Here is an 18,301-nt window from a genome sequence, read left to right as displayed (position 1 = left end):
GATATTGGCGATTATTGTGACGATGGTGTATAATCGCCGAATTACATTTGGTCCACGCAAACAGACGGGAGGGCAGAAGCAATGCCTGTTGTCAAAGTCGATGACATAAAAATCTCTTATAGCGAGCGTGGTAGAGGGGAGGTGGTGATGCTGATCATGGGGCTGGGGGCGGTTAAGGAATCGTGGTTCTTGAATATACCCACATTGAGCAAGTACTTCAGGGTGATAGCCATGAACAGCCGTGGCGTGGGCAAGATCTCCAGGATGGGCGAGGCTTATACAATGCGCAGGATGGCGCAGGATATCGTCGGGTTGCTCGACGCCCTCAATATCGAACGAGCGCATATCGTCGGCGTGTCGCTGGGCAGCATGATAGCGCAGGAGGTCGCCATCAGCTATCCTCAGCGTGTGAATAAGCTGATACTGGCGGCGACGACGCCGGGCATGAACGATACTGCGAACAAGGAAACATGGGATAGGAAAAACGCCGAACTGAACAGGAGCACCGGCCTGGGGGAGGATTTCAACCGCAGGATCATGGAAGATCCCGCCAGTATTGATGCTGTTAAGGTCATGGTCGGTTTAACTAAGAATGCGTTTAACCGCTCCGTATTTCGCATACCGATGACGCTCGGCTCCAGGTACTATTTCAAGAAAGTCGGCCCTAGCGGGGTGCTGGATCAGCTCAGGGCTGTGTCGACTCATAACACCATCGACAGGCTGAACCAGATAAAAGCCCCGACCCTCGTTTTAGCGGGTACCGATGATAAGATAGTGCCGATAGAATTCTCGCGTATAGTGGCGCGGAACATACCCGGCGCCAAGCTCATCGAGTTTCAGCAGGGTTCACATTCATTCTTCATGGAGATGAGCAAAAAGTTCAACAGGGAAGTGATAGAGTTTCTGAAAGGGTAACTGTCGATTTGACGGCGCTGCTTATTCTCCCATCGCCTTCAGGATTATGCGCTTGTCCCGCTGGCCGTCGAACTCGGCGTAATATATCTGCTGCCAGGGCCCGAGGTCGAGCTTCCCGTCCGTTATCGGCACGGTGACCTCGTGATGTATTAAGAGGCTCTTCAGGTGCGCGTCGCCGTTGGTTTCTCCGGTGCGGTGGTGCCGGTAATCTTCCCGGTAGGGGGCCAGCTTCTCCAGCCATTCCTCTATGTCGGCGATAAGGCCGTATTCGGCATCGTTGACGTATACGCCGGCGGTGATGTGCATCGCCGATACAAGCAAGAAACCGTCTTTGATGCCGCTTTTAATTACGAATGATTCCACCCTGTCGGTCATGTTGACGAACTCACGCAGCTTTTTAGTATGTATCCATATGTACTCGGTAGCGGTTTTCATAGATTTACCTCGCAATCACTGAGTATTATGCCTGTTCGACCGTTATCGGATCGCCTTCTTTCACCTGCTTGAAAGTCTTTGCGTCGCCGACGATTTTGCCAAAGACGTTCACCGCGCTGGCGGGGCGGATTTCGCTACCCTTGCTCATGGGGGTCGGACCGAAAAAGATACAGAAACAGTTGCCAGCGGGCCAGTAACCCAGGTCTCCCTCCGATACAAGCTCCTTGCCATCGTCCAACTCGAGGTCGACAGGTATCTCAAAGTAGACCTCGTCGCCCCAAATGTTAGCCGTGCCTTTTATAGGCAGCGCCTGCCATATTGCATCAGCTGTTCCGGAATCGTCGATGTCAGCTATAGCCTTAACGGCGCCTGCCTTTATGATGATTTGTCTTTTCATCGGAATATTCCTCCGGCTGCCGCATGTTTGAACCTCTGTCGCGGGTTTAGTGATTGGATATATTGCAGTATAGCATTTCGTAGGCTGAAGACAAAATGAAAACAGGCACGAGTATATATACTAGTGCCTGAAAATAAAGAGAGCGGGATTTATTCCCGCTCTCTTTGATCTTTGTTGTGAATATGCCGATTAAACTATGGTTACATTAAACCGCTAAAGAGCTCCAGTAATACGTTCATTGGCATAACAATCATTATCGGAGGGATTAGCCCTGTAAGCGGTGCGATGATATCAATTATTCCGATAACGGTTTCATTGCTCAGAAGGTCAATCATCACAGGCATCAAAGTAGGGAGAAGATTAAGAATTGGTTTCAAAGGTATCACAAGTTCGGGCGATGGTTCATTTATGACTGAACCAGTAGGGGCGCCCACAGTTGGATCCTTACCCGAAGGTGCGGGCAGAGAAGTGACCTCCGCTTCTTCATCTGAAAGCATGCCTCCCAGTAGCGGGAGAAGATCAGGGAGACCAGTAAGCAATGTAGGCAGGTCGGCGAGTAATATGCCTATATACGCACCACCATCATCAGTTGCGAATATTACAGCTGCGTTATCACCCCAGTCGAAACTGGTTAGTTCGGGCGGCAAAGCTCCGCCCATCATAGCCATAAGCCCGGTGAAATCGGCAACGACTCCTTCTATGATCTGGTTGCTCTCTCCGTTGATATCTAGTGTTCCCCCAGTAAGAGGGGTCCCCAATCCAGGTATCTCGTCCCCTCTCTGCAACATCAGGTTAAAGCAACCGTCCGTCTCTATTGCCTGCATGTCCATCGCGTCGTCCGGATTGGTAAGCAGGTTCACTACAAAGCCGCCGTAGTTCTCCGTGGAGGTGTCGAGAATATTCAGCATCCCGATGCCAATAGGGCCCATTACTTTTGGCTCTATCACTTCTAGGGTTACATCTATGGTGGCGGACGCGCTAGCGAATAAACCGCTGGCTGTAACTGTAATTGTAGCCGTATATGTCCCTGCCTCGAGGTCATCCACGTTGTTGTTGAGCTAAACTGTCAATTCGCCTTCACCCGGGAATACCGTAGCTAAAAGGGTAAGCCAGTCAGCATTATCACTCGCTGACCAGAATTTATCTGAAGTTACAGTTACTTTTTGGGTTTCTAGAGGTATGAATCCCAGTAGAGTCTCTGGCACCCCTGTGTAATGGATAAAATTCAACTCAACAGGATCGCAAGTAATTGTTGCATCAAACAATCCGGCTTCTGCTGATTTAGGTACCGTAACAGCAGGGAGGATTGTCATCCCGACCAGGGCTAAGATTAGACTGAGCAATAATACCTTTTTCATAAGCCCTCCTTTTCTTACTAGACCAACTTGACTGTTAAGTATGATTGACGGATAAGGTAAACCCATAATCCTGTTTTTATTTAATGGCTAATGCTAACATATACAATTCACCATGTCAATACATATTAAGGGTATTTTAGTAAAATTATACTTTATTGGACTACCGTGCCAGTCATACTATAGTTACTAGTGAATCAGGCACGGCAGGGATTATATTTATTTATCTAATATTAGAGACAGTTCATATCAGAACGCTGTGCATTCTTCAGTTGGATATCGGGATTACGGAGAATGCTCATTTCTTTTTGCCTTCTAATGATTGTGATGATTTATTTTTCTTATTTGGTTTGGAAGGCGGCCTGCGTTGCTTCAACAACCATACAATCGCTCCCGCGGCGACTAGCCAGAATGCTGCGATCCAGATGCCAAACCATGTGCCTTTGTACCATGGCGGAGAATCAACCGGTTCCGGTGTTGGGCTTGGAGGAGGAGTAACGGTGGGGGTGGTTGATTCAGTTGCTGTCGGCATGAATGTGGGTGTGACGGTCGTGGATGTCGGGATGCCCGTTGGTGATGCGGTTGGAGGTAGAGTTTGCGTTGGAGTCAGAGATGAGCTTGGCGATGGGGTTGGGGTGGCAGTGCCATCGGGTGTCTGAGTATATGTAGGTTGGGAAGTCGGAGCAGGTGTTGCTCCTGACGAGTAATGTAATATTGTGCTTTCCCATCCGACCGCGAAGATATCAGATGATGATCCCCAAAGTCCCCATAGATTGTTCGTAGAGCCGCTGGTCATAGGTTGCCAGGTAGCTCCGTTGTAATGTAGAACAATGCCATCCCACCCGACCGTATATATGTCGGATAATGATGTACCCCATATGTCGGTAAGTACCCAACCTGTATGGCTGTGTATCTCGGTCCAACTGCTTCCACTGTAGCGGAGGATCTCCCCATCGTAGCCTACAGCGAAGATGGCGGATGCAGAGACACCCCATATGCCATATAGATAATCGGCAGGGCCTATGTTCATTTCGCTCCACGTTATACTATCAAATTTAAAAATCGTGCCCCCGCCTGTTGAAATATTAAGTCCTACGGCGAAGACATTTGTTAGGGAAGTGCCCCATATATCATGGAGGGTGTTCTCGGTCCCGGATTCCATCGGGCTCCAACCACTGCTATCGAAATGCAGAATGGTTCCGCCGCTACCAACGGCATACACGTCGTTACCGGATGCACCCCATATTCCCCAGAGGTCGCTGTCCGGCACGCCGCTCATCGAGCTCCACGAACTTCCATCGTAGTGCAAGATGGTGCCGCCGCGTCCTACTGCGAAGATATCGGATGAAGAACTTCCCCAGATTTCGGTGAGTATGCTGCCCCCAGAATAAACCTCGCTCCAATTGCTGCCGTCGTAGTGTAGGATGATACCGGCCGTGTCAACTGCGCCTACGGCGTACACATTAGATGAAGATGTTCCCCATATCCCGAAGAGGTCGCTGTCCGGCACGCCGCTCATCGCTGTCCAGCCGTCGGCGCGGGCTGGCTCACCCTCAGGTATGGCCACGCCAGACGCTGTTATAGCTAGCATGAGTAACAGAGAGATAAGGATTCTTTTCTTCATGGCAGTTGAATGAATGTGATTGTAACATTTTACTAGGGTTGCTCTTTGTGTGCAACAGAGCCGCAGATGTGGAGGTTTCAGCAACCGATCATTGATGTCTATAAGAGCTTGCTCGTTGTTGACAGCCTATTGGCCTTAACATAGAATGAGGCCTGAGGGCAGCGAATTGAGTGAAGCTAAACAGCTATATGACATGCAGGAACTCGATCTGGATATAGATTCGAGAAGGCAAGAGCTATCAAAGACAATTTCTAGCATTGGCGAAAGCAATGCTTTGATCGAAGGGCGCGTGGCGCTGGTGCAGCAGCAGAAGAAATTGGAAGAGACGGAGCATCTGATGCGCGGGTTGGAGATGGATGTCGAAGACGCGCGCGCAAAAGCGGCGGTCGCGGGAGACAGGCTTTACGGTGGTGCGGTGAAGAATCCCAAGGAGCTTGTAAGCTTGAAGGAGCAGGTTGAGAGTTATAATCGAAAGATAAAGGAACTGGAAGATAAAATACTTGAATTAATGACTGAAGTAGAAGCCGAGAAGGATCGGATAAAGATCAAGCAACAGGAAGTAGTTGCCATCGAGGAAGAATGGAAGAAGGCGCAGGGGGTATTGCTGCAGGAGAGAGCAGATCTGGACATAGAAATCGCGAAATTAGAGTTGAATCGTAATGAAATGGTCGCCAAGGTTGACGCGGCTACTCTTAAACTCTATGAGAATCTACGCAACAGACGGCAGGGAAAGGCGGTAGCCAGGGTCGAGCAGGGGATGTGCCAGGGGTGCCGTATCGTGCTGCCGATAAATAAATTGAAACAGATCAAGACAGGGAACGCGCTGGTTCAGTGCGGCAGTTGCGAGAGGATTCTGTATCTGAGTTAAATTATGAAAGCGATCGGCTATTTCAGGGTCGCATCTGATGTAGAGCAGGGCGTTCCCTATACACTTAAGGAACAGGAGAGGATGTTCTCCCAGTTCTGCAGCGAGAACGGCCACGAACCGGTGACCGCGTTCGTCGATCTGGATTCCGGATTGCGTGTGAGCGGGACCCAGTATCGCAGCATGCTGAGCTATATATGGAAAAATAAAGGCGATTTTATCATTGTAATCAAGAGCATGCGTCATCTGCATCCCGATCTCCAGGAACTAGTCCGTTGCCTCATCGAGCTTGATGTCCTGGGCGTTCGGGTACATTTCATCGACAGCCTCCGCGGCGAGCCCCTTGCTATAGCCCTTCGCAACTGGTCGGAGCAGAGTCATGGCGATAAGACCGGCGAGCGGGTAAAGGAGGCTATGAAGCTAAGGGCTGTGCGTGGGAGGGGATTGGGCAAGCCGCCGTTTGGATACAGGATCGGCAGCGATCATAAGTTCGAGCTGGTCCCGGAGGAGGCGGAGACGATAGCGTTGATATTTCGCCTGTATTCCCAGGAGAACAAGGGCGTTCGCCTCATCGCTCGATATTTGAACGAGCGGCAGATCACCACGAGAAGCGGGGGAAGATGGAGCATAGTCGGCGTCAGGGACGTGCTGCGCAACAGATCGTATGTCGGTACTTCTTCGCGTTTCGGTTTAAGGGTGCCGGGCAGCCATCCCGCTATCGTTCCATTCCAGGTATTTGAGAAGGTTCAGGAGAAGCTTACCGCGCATGCCAGCCACAGGGGGCATGTGGTAAAGACGCCTTTTCTGCTCGCGGGCATGGTTTACTGCGGTCGATGCAATAACAAAATGACCGGCATGAACAGGAATCAGTCCTGGATCAGCAAAAAGAGCGGAATCAAGCATAGCGGCGAATATCGTTACTATCAATGCCAGTCCAGGACAAATCAGAGCTTCTGTCAGTACAATACCCGTAAGGTGGATGATCTGGAGACTGCGGTGAAGGCGGACTTGCAGAGGTTAAGCCGTCCCGATAACCGGGAGAAATTAATCAGTAATCCGCAGCGCATCTCTGATCCTCAAACGTTGGAGCAGCCGCATTTGAAAAAAGTGATCAAGTCGCTGGAGAGAAGGTTCCATGCGAACTTGGATAAAGCTGCGAAGGGAGAAATCACGGTTGATGAACTGCGTGATTTGGATGGTGAGATTGTGAGAGAGAGGCGGCTTGCGGAGGAGCGGCTTAACCGTATCTGGGCGGAGGCTAGGGGAGAGATCACTGCGGAACAGCGGCGCGAATATACTTTCCGCGACCTAGATGATCTTTTAGCGCGCTGGGATTCGCTGGATTTCTCGGCAAAACGCTTGTTGATGCGGAACGTGATTGATCGCATAATTATACACGATGATTATATTGAGACGGTGCTTTGGCTGTAATTAAATCGAAGCGTTTAACAATAAACAGCGACGGTGCCGCCGTACCGAATCCGGGGCCTGCCGGGATCGGAGCCGTCCTGCGTGATGCAAAAGGAAGTATTGTAGCTGAGATATCGCAATACATCGGTCCGGCTACTAACAACAAAGCAGAGTTCCTTGCGCTTATCGCGGCGCTGGAGAAGGCGCTTGAATTGAATGCCGATCACGTCGATATCAAATCGGATTCGGAGCTTATCGTCAGGCAGCTTGAAGGGAAATATCGCAGCAAGTTAATGAAGCAGTTGTACGAACAGACGGTAAGTCTTCTTGATGAATTTGAGTCCTACACAGTGCGCCATATTCCTCGCGAGCAGAACAAAGAGGCCGATGCTTTGAGCAAACGGGCGCTCAGCCTCAAGCCGAAGGATCATTAAGTCGCTGTCCATAATCATCGGTTAAGAGCTGATCAACCCCCTGTTATCCCCCAGGCTTGGGGGATTTTAAAAAAGGAATAGGGGACACCCCTAGAACCCCGGCAGGAGACGAGTCTCCTGCACCTCTTTCGACAGGCTGTCATTGCGAGGAGACAAAGACGACGTGGCAATCTCATCGACATAATCAATTGACTAACTAACCCCTCTGTAATAGACTTCATGGGGGGCAGATAAACCGGGTGACCGCGTCCTTCCCGCCTAGCGGGAAGGATGAGGAAAGTCCGAGCTCCACCGGGCAGGATGCTGGGTAACGCCCAGGGTGCGCAGGTGAAAACCGGCGCATACGGAAAGTGCCACAGAGACTAAACCGCCCTTCGGGGCAAGGGTGAAAAGGTGAGGTAAGAGCTCACCGCTCCGATGGTGACATCGGTGGCGGGCAAACCCCATCCGGTGCAAGACCGAATAGCAGGGGAGAGGACGCCCGGCCTCGTTACAACCCTGGGGTAGGTCGCTTGAGGTGGCGGGTAACCGCCATCCTAGATAAATGGTCACCGCCCCGATTTCGGTCGGGGTACAGAACTCGGCTTACAGGTTTGTCTGTCCCCCCGATTTAGAAAGTTCCTATGTAGGGGCGAACCTCTGTGTTCGCCCTATCTTGAAATCGATGGGGATAACAGGGGGTTGAAGTCGCTGTCATTTTGAAGTAGTGCATCTGAAGAATACACCAGACGAGATTCTTCACTTTGTTCAGAATGACAGGAACGATGTCGTAAAGGAACATGGAAGAAGAAATATTTTCGGCGGAGTCCATTTACGAAGCGCTTAGCACCAAGCTGATTGGCAGGACGGTGCTGTATTCCCCCGCTATGCCCTCTACGATGGATGTAGCCAGGGAGGCGGTCAGGAACGGCGCCGCGGATGGCACAGTTGTCATCACGGATCACCAGACCGCCGGACGCGGCCGCCTGGGGCGGGGGTGGGTCTCCCCACAGGGCAGCAACCTTACATTCTCGATAATCCTCTACCCCAAGCTGGAGCATCTTGCACGTCTGACCTTGGTGTCCTGCCTGGCTATAGCCCGCAGCATTGAGGATATCACCTTTCTTGAAACCTCGATTAAATGGCCCAACGATGTGCAGATAGGCGGCAGAAAGGTGAGCGGCGTGCTCGTGGAGAGCGATGTCGCAGGCGATAAGGTAAAGTCCGCTATCGTCGGAATCGCCGTGAATGTGAACCTTGATATTGATTTAATCCCCGAGATCGCTGATTTTGCCACAAGCCTCAAGCATGAGATAGGCATACCCGTGCCGCGTCTGATCATGCTGTCGGCTCTTCTCGCCGACTTTGAGAAGGTGTACAAGGACATGCGCAAGGGCGAGCCGGTTGAGGTGGAGTGGAAGCGCAGGCTGAATACGCTGGGCAAGCAGGTGACGGTGCGATGCGGGCGGACGGTTCACAAGGGTATCGCGGAGGACGTTGATGCGGACGGCAACCTGCTGCTGCGCCTGCTGGACGGCAAGCTGGAGCTTATCTCTGCTGGCGACGTTACGCTGAAGGTGTAGGGTGGTTGGGGGACACCCCCAAGTCCCCCGGCAGGAGAAACTCTCCTGCACCTCTTTAGTAACATTGGATCGAAGAATAGCAAGGGCGATTGATTAATCGCCCCTACACGATCATCACCAAACTACGGTTGTTATTTTTTATCCTTGGGCATGAAGGCGTTGAGCATCTCCAGCGGCAGCGGGAAAATCAACGTGCTGGTGCGCTCGGTGGCGATCTGCGTCAGCGTTTGCAGGTAGCGCAACTGTAGCGCCGCGGGCTCTTTGCCGAGGACTGCCGCGGCTTCGGTGATCTTCTGCGCGGCCTGGAACTCGCCTTCGGCATGGACGATCTTGGCGCGGCGGTCGCGCTCGGCCTCGGCCTGGGCGGCCATGGCGCGCTGCATGCTGGCGGGAAGCTCCACGTCCTTGATCTCCACCACGCTGACCTTGATGCCCCAGGGCTCGGTTTGCTCATCGATGATCTTCTGCAGTGTCAGATTTATCTTGTCGCGGTTCGCCAGCAGCTCGTCCAGCTCTGATTGGCCGAGCACGCTGCGAAGAGTGGTTTGTGCTATCTGGAACGTGGCCTGCATATAGTTGTAGACCTCGATGACGGCGGCCTCGGGGTTGGTGACCTTGAAATAGACCACGGCGTTCACTTTGACGGTGACGTTGTCGCGAGTGATGGCTTCCTGCGAGGGGACGTCCATGGTCACGACGCGGGTATCGACTTTGCGCATTCTGTCGATGATGGGGATGATGAAGCGCAGGCCCGGTTTCCTCGTGTTCTGATATTTGCCGAGCCTGAATGTCACGCCCGCCTCATACTGGTAGACGACGCGTATCGACAGCGAGAGCAGGACGATGATGAGGACTACGACGAATACTATTGCTCCGATCCAACCGGTCATTTTACGCCTCCTTTATTTAACTGAAAGTATGTCAGGATATTAACATAAACGATGGTCATAGTGAATATCGATCACCAATGCATGAAGCGTCGATCGAGCTATTCAACCCCCTGTATCCCCCAATCTTGGGGGAAGTAAAAAGAATTAGGGGACACCCCTATAACCCCGGCAGGAGATGAGTCTCCTGCACCTCTATCGCCAAGTCCAGGTCATGAAGCTCTGGCGGTAGTCGTTCAGCGAGAAATTGTACAGCTCCTGCTCCACCTTTGCGCGGAATTCGGTGCATCGTTCCTCTATGTCGGCCGCATTATGCTTTTTGGATTGCAGCATGGAGCGACAGGCTAGAGCCGCGATGTCGCCGCCGTAGGATATCGATGTGTGGTTATAGGCGGGCTTGTTGCCGTCGTAGCGATGATCTTTACTGCCATTGGGGCCTAGGATATCAGCCGAGTCGATCTTCTTAAGGAATGGGAGCGCCTCCTGGAAGCCGGGGCTGAATTGCAGCAGCATGAGCGCTTCCTTCATCTCGGCGATGAAGTCCTTGCTGCCTTTGATCTCAATGCCGCCGAATGTCTCGCTGGTCGATTTCATATGGGGTGAGTTCCTGCTGTGAGATAGTGTCATTATAGAGATGGAGGAGGCGTTTTTTCAAGGAGGAAAGCTTGACATACCCTCTCTCCAGCATTAAAGTGTTAAAATCTTATATATTTCAGTTTGACCCAGATAGGCTCATCATAAGGAGGGAAACAATGCCATATTGTCCTAAATGTGGTACTGAAATAACTGCAGCTGTAAAATTCTGTGGTAAATGTGGCTGTGACCTCAAGTCAGGTAAGGTAGATAGTCCTAAAGAAAAGGGGGACAAAAAGGAGCCAAGGTGTCCGAAATGCGGTTCGACTAATATACAAGTAGCAACTGAAGGTGAAACTCAAGGATATAGTTTAGGCTCGGGATGTCTTGGTGCACTACTATTTGGGCCATTTGGCTGGCTATGTGGTCTTTGCGGAATGGGCAAAGGAAAAACGAGAACGGTTCGTGTTTGTGCTGCATGTGGAAAAAAATTTTAAGGGCGATTACAGTCCTCTCCGCAAAGTACTTGGTACTGTAGGAGATTGGCTGGGTTGCCATCAGCTTCCAGAGCGAAGCTTCTTCTACAAAGGGGTGCAGTTTCCCTTATGTGCTCGTTGTACTGGTGTGCTTATTGGCCAGACCATAATGTTAGTAATCTCATTCACCGGGATATTCATTCCTTTTTGGGCCGGATTTTTACTTTTGTCCCCGATGGGTATTGACTGGTCACTGCAGTATTTTGCTGCCAAAGAGTCGACAAATATGAGGAGGCTCATTAGCGGATTTCTAGGTGGGTGTGGATATATTGCAATACTTGCAAAACTAGCAATGGCCATTATTAATCGTTACTAATATGAAGCGTTGATATAAATATAAGGCTAATAATCATAGTTAGAAGGAGGTATGAATTGCTGCGTTGTTCTAAATGTGGCCATAAAATAGAAATTGAAGCAAAGTACTGTCCGAAGTGTGGCGGGAACCTTGAGGCGAATGATGTTGAGCAGATACAGCCGAAGACAAGTAGTATTGAAAATAAGAGTGCTGAACCTTTGAGTACCGTTAAATGGGGCAGTAGAAAATCCAGGACAAGACTAGTAGAAGTCATCGTCCTTGTCGTCTTAGTTTTTATCGCTGTTGGGATTTTTTGGGGACAAGGATTATCATGTTCTCAAACACCAGAAAACGTACAAATATGTGAGAACATAGCTAAGGATTACTATAATACTCATCAATACATAGCTAATGACGTGTTTGACTGCGATAACATGGCACAGGACGTATGGGATATGATAGTGGCTCAAGGGATTAATGCGCAGATAGCAGTCGGAAATGTGAATAAAGATATAAGCTCCATTGGTGACGCTAACCATGCATGGGTATTAGCCGAAGTAGAACCTAATCAGTGGTTAGCCATTGAATGTACAGGGGGCTATGTTGTTTATGATAATGCCCTTTATTATCAAGGATGGTTTTTCGATAATCCGAAGGACTTGAGAGATTTTGAAAGCCTTTATGAACAATATCAAGAACAATTGATAGTAACGCAAGCCGCCATGGATAATTATAATGCTTTAGTATATCAATACAATCACAGTAATTATTTTACTCAACTGGCTCTACAAAGTGGCCTCGACCAAGCGTACCAACAGTATCTGTATGAATCGCAAGAATTGCAGAGACTGAACGATGAATTAATGGCCACTTTTGCAGACTGACCGAACAGTGCATAATCCCTTACCTTGATATACCTTTTACTTTCCCTGTGTTAACTACATAATGATTGAACGTATCATCTTATTATTGTAGAATAGCTTCATCTTCGTATAAGGTGGTAACGATGAAGGTGCCGCGATGCAAGGGGATGCGCGATATATTGCCGGAGGACATGGCCAAGTTCCGGCATATCGAGGACGTGTTCCGCAATTCTACCTCGCGATGGGGCTATGACGAGGTCAGGACCCCCACGCTGGAGTACCTGCACCTGTTCACCGCCACCGGCACGCTGACCCCGGGCATGCTGGGCCGGGTATACACGTTCCTTGACTGGGACGGCTGGAGCGGCGAGCGCGTCGTGCTGCGCCCGGACGGCACCATACCCATCGCCAGGATGTGCGTGGAGAATGACAAGAGCAAGGGCAAGGACGGCATCGCGCGATACGCATACGTGGGCAATGTGTTCTCGTTCGAGGGCACGGGCAAGGAGAACCGGGAGCAGTGGCAGTGCGGGGTGGAGCTGATAGGGGGCGGGGGGACGCTGGCCGATATCGAGCTTGTGCTGCTGGCGTCCGAGGTCGTCGAGGCCCTCGGCATCGGGACGATTGAGGTCGGTTTGTCTCACGCCGGGCTCATCAAGGCGCTCATAGCTGAGCTGGGACTGGGCGACGAGGAGCAGGCAAAGATATTCGACCAGGTGCTGGAGGGCAATATAAAGGCGCTGGGAGAGGTCAAGACAAAGGATAAAGAGCTGAAAAAGGCTTTGAACATACTGCTGGATATAAAGGGAGACTCGGCGGGATATCTGGAGAACATCAGCGCCATAGCCGGCAAATCGCTGGCCGGGCTCAAGCCGAGCCTGAACGATTTCATAGACGTTGCCGGGCTGCTTACTTCTGCGGGGTGCAGATATCATATCGATATATCATCCGGCAGGGGGTTTGAATACTATACCGGAGCCATATTCCAGTTCTACGTATCGGGGCAGAAGGTCGGCGGCGGCGGCAGGTACGATGACCTGATGTCGCTGGTGGGCGGGCCGCACATGCCGGCATCGGGATTCGCTTTATATGTCGATAAGCTGATGGATATGCTCAAGCTCGATCGGAGAGCAGGCGACAGGATACTTCTCAACCTGGGCATGGCCGGGGACGAGGAGGTGCCCGCCTGTCTCAAGCTGGCACAGGCGCTGCGGAAATCGGGCATCATCGTCGCATTTGAGCTGAAGGGAAAGAACGCCGACGACTTCAGGTGGATGGTCAACCCGTCGGGAAAGGGGCGCTTCAAGCTGGTCGACAGGAGCACGCTGAAGCAGATCGAAGTATCGTCGGAATCCGATATAAAGAAGGCTTTGGAGGGCGCGTGGTGAAGCTGGCTCTGCCCAAGGGAAAGCTGCAGAAGGATACCGCCGCATTGCTTGATAAGGCGGGCTTCGGCCTCGATGACTACAACGAGCGCTCCCGCTCCTATCGATTGAAATCATCCCGCTTCCCCGACATGTTTATCAAGGTCTTCCGCGAGCGCGACATCCCCATCCAGGTGGCCATCGGCAACTACGATCTCGGCATCTGTGGCCTGGACTGGATGGGCGAGCTCATGGCCAAGTATCCCGCCAGCGATGTGATTAAGCTCAAAGATTTAGGCTATGGCGGGTTCGACCTGTGCGCCGTGGCGGGCAGGAGCAGCGGCGTTACGTCGGCAAGGCAGCTGAACGGCTGTTTCGATAAGGTGCGCATCGTCAGCGAGTACCAGAACATCGCCGAGGCCTTCGCGCTGAAATACAGGCTCAGGCGCTTCAGCATACTGCCGATACTGGGCGCCGGAGAGGTCTATCCCCCGGAGAGCGCCGACGTTGCTATCATCCCCAAAATGACTGCCAGGAAGCTGGCCTCCTTCGGCCTCACGCCTATAGCCGATATCATCACCTGCGGCGCATGCCTTATAGCCAACAAGAGGACGCTGAGCCGTATCAATTTCAGCGATATACTGACGAGCCTTCAACCTTTCATCGGCGATGTCCCGGTTGCGGAGGAGATGCGGATCGAGGAGAAGCCGGCCGGGAAGGGCGCTATGCCGTGTGTCGAATCGTCCGACGGCGACGTTCGACTTGCATTGCCCGACGGCCACCTTATGAAGACCACCGCCGAGCTTTTGAGCCGCACCGCCTTGGGCATTGAGGGCTACAGCGACGATGCGCCGGCGCACCGTCCCACCGTCGACATCCCCGGCGTTTCTATAAAGATGATACGCCCGCAGGACATGCCGCTGCAGGTGGCCAACGGCAACTTCGACCTGGCAATAACGGGCGAGGACTGGCTCAGCGACCACCTCTACCGTTTCCCGTCGAGCCCGGCGCGCAAGGTGCTCAAGCTGGGTTTCGCCAAGGTGAAGATCGTGGCCGTGGTCGGCCCCGGTTTCCCGGCCGACAGCATCGGCGACCTGCGCGATATGGTGCGCAGCGGAGAGTTGAGGTCGGTGCGAGTGGCATCGGAGTACGTCAACCTGGCCGACAAGTACGCGCGCGACAACCGCCTGGGTGGGTGCAGGGTAATCCCGACCTGGGGCGCCAGCGAGGCCTTCCTGCCCGAGGACGCCGACCTGCTCATCGAGAATACGGAGACCGGCGCGACTTTGCGCAAGAACAATCTCAATATCATCGATACCGTATGCGAATCCACATCGTGTATTATCGGCAATAGCGATGCGCTTTCCGACCCGCGCAAGAAGGAGCGCATCGGCCGTCTGGTCAAGGCTATCGAGGACGCTATAAAATAGCAGCAGGTGGGTTATGGATTCCGGCGAAAGCCGGAATGACGGCAATGTTATTATCCTTCCCGATTTGGGAAAGATAATCCAGGTGTAGGGGCGAGGTTTATCTCGCCCAATGGATTGCCCGATCAAGTCGGGCAATGACGGTGGAAATTATCGAAGGTGAAGAACACCTTCGATAGCATAAAGCGAGCGGTGGGCGCAGCCCACCCTACAATAGGTCGAGAAGATGCCGTTAATCTATTATCATCTGAGCATTGCCAGCGAAGCAGCGGAAACGCTGGGGAGCCCGATACTGCTCGACAATATTGAGAGCTATCTGGGCGGGGCCATCTCGCCCGACGCTCATTTCGTGGGCAACGTATCGAGGGTGCAGACCCACTTCTTCGATCTGATGGAAGATAATGAGCAGAGCGGGCCGAACCTGATGTTCCAGAAGCACCCGAGTTTTCAGGACGGCAGCGAGCTCGCGGAAGGAACCAGGGCCTTCATCGCCGGATATGTGTGCCATCTCATTGTCGATGACGCGTGGACGACGGATATCTATCGTCCCTTCTTCGGCAAGAACTCGTCGCTGCACGGGGACACACCGGCCAATATGCTGGATCGTCTGCTGCAATACGAGGCGGACCGCCGGGAGCGTCTGGACAAGCCCAGGCTGACTGCGATCAGGGAGAGGATCAAAAACTGGAAAGCCGATATGGATATCGGGATCGTGGACAACACAGCCCTGTGCAACTGGCGCGATTTCGTGTGGGCCACAACGGTGCGGGATGTGAATTCCGCTGATCTGCGGATGTTCGTCCAGGCCTTTCTCGTTTCCAGGGAGAGGGTCAGCGTGGAGCAGGCGGAGGCTTTTCTCAAGGACATGCCCGGTAAGATAGAGTGGGTGGTACAATATGTCGGTGAGGAGAGGCTCAAGGCCTTTCGCGATAAGTGCATCAACCGGTCGGTGGAGATAGTTAGGGAGTATTTGAGATGAAGATAATAAAGGGTTTCGATGCTGCTGCGGTCGCGCTGAGGAGGCCGCCCCTGGCCTCCGCCGAGGCGGCGCACAAGGATGCCGTTGAGAAGATACTGGACGACGTGCGCAAGCGCGGGGATGCTGCGCTCAAAGAGATGGCAAAAAAGTTCGACGGAGTGTCCCTGAAAAGCCTGGCTGTAAGTGACGATGAGATCGCCGCGGCCTATAAAAATATCGATCAAGACCTCATCGATGCCCTGAACACGGCGGCCGACCGTATTCGCGTCTTTCACCAGACGCAGCTCCGCTACGCCGTCAAGGAGTTCATGGAGGAGGGCGTCGGCCAGATTGTGAACCCCATCGAGAGGGTGGGGGTCTACGCCCCCGGCGGCACGGCCAGCTACCCCTCCACCGTTCTGATGACCGTTATCCCGGCGCGCGTTGCCGGGGTGCAGCAGATAACCTTGGTAACGCCTCCGGGCAAGGGCGGCAAGGTTCCGCCGGCGACCCTGGTGGCGGCCGATATAGCCGGGGCCGACAGCATCTTCAAGGTAGGCGGCGCGGGAGCTATAGCGGCCCTGGCCTATGGAACGAAGTCGATACAAAAGGTGGATAAGATATGCGGGCCGGGCAACATCTTCGTAACCATCGCCAAGAGGCTGGTGTACGGCGAGGTTGACATAGACGGGCTGGCCGGGCCCACGGAGACCATCGTTATCGCCGACGAATCGGCTTCGCCGGTGCACTGCGCGCTCGATCTGCTGGCGCAGGCGGAGCATGATGTTCTATCGTCCGCCATCATGATAACAACGTCGCCCAAGCTGGCATCGGCGGTCGATAAAGAGGTCGAGCGACAGCTGAAAAAGCTGGAGAGGGCGGATATCGCCAGCCGTTCGCTCAGGGAGAGGGGCTGTATAGTTATAGTCGATGACATGGAGCAGGCTATCGAACTGGCCAACATGTACGCGCCGGAGCACCTGTCGCTGCTGATGCGGGACGCCGCGACCTACGCCGAGGGCATACGCAACGCCGGCGGCATCTTCATCGGGGACAGCTCGCCCGAGGTGCTGGGCGACTACGTTGCCGGCCCGAGCCATGTCATGCCCACGGGCGGCAGCGCCAGGTTCAACTCGCCGCTGAACGTGAACGATTTTCTTAAGACAACCAGCGTGGTAGCGCTGGTTGACGACGACCTGGATACGCTGGGCCCCGCGGCGTCTAGGATCGCGCGGTCGGAGGGGCTCACGGCGCACGCGCGGGCGGCGGAGATAAGGTATGAGAAGGGCAGGGAGAGATGAAGCCTGTCGATATAACAAAACTGATGAGGAAAGACGTCCTCAAGATGAGGCCGTACACGCCCATCGTGCCGCCCGAGGTGCTGGCCGAGCGGGCGGGCCTCACCATGGACGAGGTCATTAAACTCGACGGCAACGAGAACCCGTACGGCTGCTCGCCCCGCGTGGGCAGGGCGCTGGCCAAATATCCCTATTTCAGCATCTATCCCGATCCGGAGCAGCGCGAGGTGCGCGCGGCGCTGTCGAAGTACACCGGAGTAGATGCGTCGTGCATCCTGGCCGGAGCCGGCAGCGATGAGCTTATCGATCTCATTCTCAGGCTGTTCCTCGAGCCGGGCGACGGCGTGGTGAACTGCCCGCCGACCTTCGGCATGTACCCGTTCTGCACCGACGTCTGCGGCGGGCGCACCGTGGAGCTGGCGCGCGATAAGAAATTCGATATCGATGTCGCAGCGATTAAGAAGGCTCTCGACAGCAAAGCTAAGGTTGTCTTTATCGCCTCGCCCAACAACCCGACGGCCAACCTCACGCCCGAGGCCGATATCGTCGAACTGGTGAAGACGGGCAGGATTGTCGTCGTCGATGAAGCGTACTATGAGTTCAGCGGCGTCACCGTCGCTCCGCTCGTCGCTAAATACAGCAACCTCATCGTGCTGCGCACCCTGAGCAAGTGGGCCGGACTGGCCGGTATGCGCATCGGCTACGGCATCTTCGCGCCCGCCATCGTGGAACAGCTTATCAAGATAAAGCAGCCATACAACATCACCGCCGCGTCTCAGGTGGCGCTGCTGGCATCAATGGCCGATATTAAATATCTCAAGGGCACCGTGAAGAAGATAGTCGAAGAGCGCGAGCGGCTTTACGACCAATTATCGAAACTGAGTTTCCTGCAGCCCTATCCGTCGAACTCCAATTTCATCTTGTGCGCCGTGACCGACGGCAACGCCCGCAAGATGCACGAGGCGCTGCGCAAGAAGGGCATCTTCCTGCGCTATTTCGATACGCCGCTGCTCAGGAACTGCATCCGCGTCAGCGTGGGCAAGCCGGAGCAGAACGACGCGGTTATCGATGCATTGAAGAAGGCGCATAAAGCGAGATAATAG

General features: G+C 53.3%; 20 protein-coding genes and 1 other RNA gene. 14 read left to right on the top strand and 7 right to left on the bottom strand.

Annotated features, from left to right (window positions below; genetic code table 11):
* The first annotated feature begins 81 nt into the window (after nt 1-81).
* Nucleotides 82-915, top strand: coding sequence for an alpha/beta hydrolase (locus WC562_01955; GenBank protein ID MFA5054924.1), 834 nt, complete (start codon nt 82-84; stop codon nt 913-915).
* 21 nt (nt 916-936) lie between these two features.
* Here WC562_01955 and WC562_01950 read toward each other — a convergent pair whose 3' ends face one another.
* From WC562_01950 to WC562_01930, 5 genes are all read right to left on the bottom strand, one after another.
* Nucleotides 937-1,350 (bottom strand): secondary thiamine-phosphate synthase enzyme YjbQ, encoded by a 414-nt coding sequence (locus tag WC562_01950; GenBank protein MFA5054923.1) that lies wholly within the window; start codon nt 1,348-1,350, stop codon nt 937-939.
* 25 nt (nt 1,351-1,375) lie between these two features.
* Nucleotides 1,376-1,747 (bottom strand): cyclophilin-like fold protein, encoded by a 372-nt coding sequence (locus WC562_01945; GenBank protein ID MFA5054922.1) that lies wholly within the window; start codon nt 1,745-1,747, stop codon nt 1,376-1,378.
* A gap of 200 nt (nt 1,748-1,947) precedes the next feature.
* The gene (locus WC562_01940; protein MFA5054921.1) at nt 1,948-2,694 is read right to left on the bottom strand and encodes a hypothetical protein; all 747 of its coding nucleotides are present in this window, start codon (nt 2,692-2,694) and stop codon (nt 1,948-1,950) included.
* Nucleotides 2,695-2,805: 111 nt separating this feature from the next.
* Nucleotides 2,806-3,105, bottom strand: a complete 300-nt coding sequence (locus WC562_01935; protein ID MFA5054920.1) for a hypothetical protein — start codon at nt 3,103-3,105, stop codon at nt 2,806-2,808.
* Nucleotides 3,106-3,400: 295 nt separating this feature from the next.
* Nucleotides 3,401-4,669 carry a hypothetical protein gene (locus WC562_01930; GenBank protein ID MFA5054919.1) on the bottom strand — a complete coding sequence of 423 codons (1,269 nt, stop codon included), beginning with the start codon at nt 4,667-4,669 and terminating at the stop codon, nt 3,401-3,403.
* Between the two features lie 223 nt (nt 4,670-4,892).
* Here WC562_01930 and WC562_01925 point away from each other — a divergent pair, with 223 nt between their 5' ends.
* The 5 genes from WC562_01925 (at nt 4,893) to WC562_01905 (ending at nt 8,997) form a co-directional block, all read left to right on the top strand.
* Nucleotides 4,893-5,594 (top strand): C4-type zinc ribbon domain-containing protein, encoded by a 702-nt coding sequence (locus WC562_01925; protein MFA5054918.1) that lies wholly within the window; start codon nt 4,893-4,895, stop codon nt 5,592-5,594.
* A 3-nt stretch (nt 5,595-5,597) separates the two neighbouring features.
* Complete coding sequence (locus WC562_01920) at nt 5,598-7,022, top strand: recombinase family protein (GenBank protein MFA5054917.1); 1,425 nt, start codon at nt 5,598-5,600, stop codon at nt 7,020-7,022.
* Nucleotides 7,013-7,435: a ribonuclease HI family protein gene (locus WC562_01915; protein MFA5054916.1), complete on the top strand. Its 423-nt coding sequence runs from the start codon at nt 7,013-7,015 to the stop codon at nt 7,433-7,435. The genes WC562_01920 and WC562_01915 overlap by 10 nt, the downstream gene beginning before the upstream one ends.
* Nucleotides 7,436-7,662: 227 nt before the next feature.
* Nucleotides 7,663-8,039, top strand: an RNA gene (rnpB, locus tag WC562_01910) — RNase P RNA component class A.
* A 175-nt stretch (nt 8,040-8,214) separates the two neighbouring features.
* Nucleotides 8,215-8,997: a biotin--[acetyl-CoA-carboxylase] ligase gene (locus WC562_01905; GenBank protein MFA5054915.1), complete on the top strand. Its 783-nt coding sequence runs from the start codon at nt 8,215-8,217 to the stop codon at nt 8,995-8,997.
* A 131-nt stretch (nt 8,998-9,128) separates the two neighbouring features.
* On the opposite strand, the gene WC562_01900 is transcribed toward WC562_01905, so the two are convergent.
* Together WC562_01900 and WC562_01895 are read right to left on the bottom strand one after the other, a co-directional pair.
* Nucleotides 9,129-9,887 (bottom strand): slipin family protein, encoded by a 759-nt coding sequence (locus WC562_01900; protein MFA5054914.1) that lies wholly within the window; start codon nt 9,885-9,887, stop codon nt 9,129-9,131.
* A 192-nt stretch (nt 9,888-10,079) separates the two neighbouring features.
* Complete coding sequence (locus tag WC562_01895; GenBank protein MFA5054913.1) at nt 10,080-10,478, bottom strand: hypothetical protein; 399 nt, start codon at nt 10,476-10,478, stop codon at nt 10,080-10,082.
* Between the two features lie 71 nt (nt 10,479-10,549).
* Here WC562_01895 and WC562_01890 point away from each other — a divergent pair, with 71 nt between their 5' ends.
* From WC562_01890 to hisC, 8 genes are all read left to right on the top strand, one after another.
* A complete protein-coding gene (locus WC562_01890; protein MFA5054912.1) occupies nt 10,550-10,954 on the top strand; it encodes a zinc ribbon domain-containing protein in 405 nt (134 codons plus the stop codon).
* The gene (locus WC562_01885) at nt 10,848-11,309 is read left to right on the top strand and encodes a DUF2085 domain-containing protein (GenBank protein MFA5054911.1); all 462 of its coding nucleotides are present in this window, start codon (nt 10,848-10,850) and stop codon (nt 11,307-11,309) included. The genes WC562_01890 and WC562_01885 overlap by 107 nt, the downstream gene beginning before the upstream one ends.
* Before the next feature lie 56 nt (nt 11,310-11,365).
* Nucleotides 11,366-12,172, top strand: a complete 807-nt coding sequence (locus WC562_01880; protein MFA5054910.1) for a zinc ribbon domain-containing protein — start codon at nt 11,366-11,368, stop codon at nt 12,170-12,172.
* 122 nt (nt 12,173-12,294) lie between these two features.
* Nucleotides 12,295-13,539, top strand: coding sequence for a HisS family protein (locus WC562_01875; GenBank protein ID MFA5054909.1), 1,245 nt, complete (start codon nt 12,295-12,297; stop codon nt 13,537-13,539).
* Nucleotides 13,533-14,945 carry an ATP phosphoribosyltransferase gene (hisG, locus tag WC562_01870; GenBank protein ID MFA5054908.1) on the top strand — a complete coding sequence of 471 codons (1,413 nt, stop codon included), beginning with the start codon at nt 13,533-13,535 and terminating at the stop codon, nt 14,943-14,945. The genes WC562_01875 and hisG overlap by 7 nt, the downstream gene beginning before the upstream one ends.
* A gap of 223 nt (nt 14,946-15,168) precedes the next feature.
* Nucleotides 15,169-15,921 carry a zinc dependent phospholipase C family protein gene (locus WC562_01865; protein MFA5054907.1) on the top strand — a complete coding sequence of 251 codons (753 nt, stop codon included), beginning with the start codon at nt 15,169-15,171 and terminating at the stop codon, nt 15,919-15,921.
* Entirely contained in the window at nt 15,918-17,201 is a 1,284-nt protein-coding gene (gene hisD, locus WC562_01860) for a histidinol dehydrogenase (GenBank protein ID MFA5054906.1), read from the top strand. Before WC562_01865 ends, hisD begins: the two co-directional genes overlap by 4 nt.
* Nucleotides 17,198-18,298, top strand: a complete 1,101-nt coding sequence (gene hisC, locus WC562_01855) for a histidinol-phosphate transaminase (GenBank protein ID MFA5054905.1) — start codon at nt 17,198-17,200, stop codon at nt 18,296-18,298. The genes hisD and hisC overlap by 4 nt, the downstream gene beginning before the upstream one ends.
* Nucleotides 18,299-18,301 lie beyond the last annotated feature (3 nt).

It is taken from the genome of Dehalococcoidia bacterium (assembly GCA_041649635.1).
Taxonomy (GTDB): Bacteria; Chloroflexota; Dehalococcoidia; order E44-bin15; family E44-bin15; genus JAYEHL01.
Note: the sequence above shows the minus strand (reverse complement) of the source record. Positions and strands in the feature narration are given on the sequence as shown.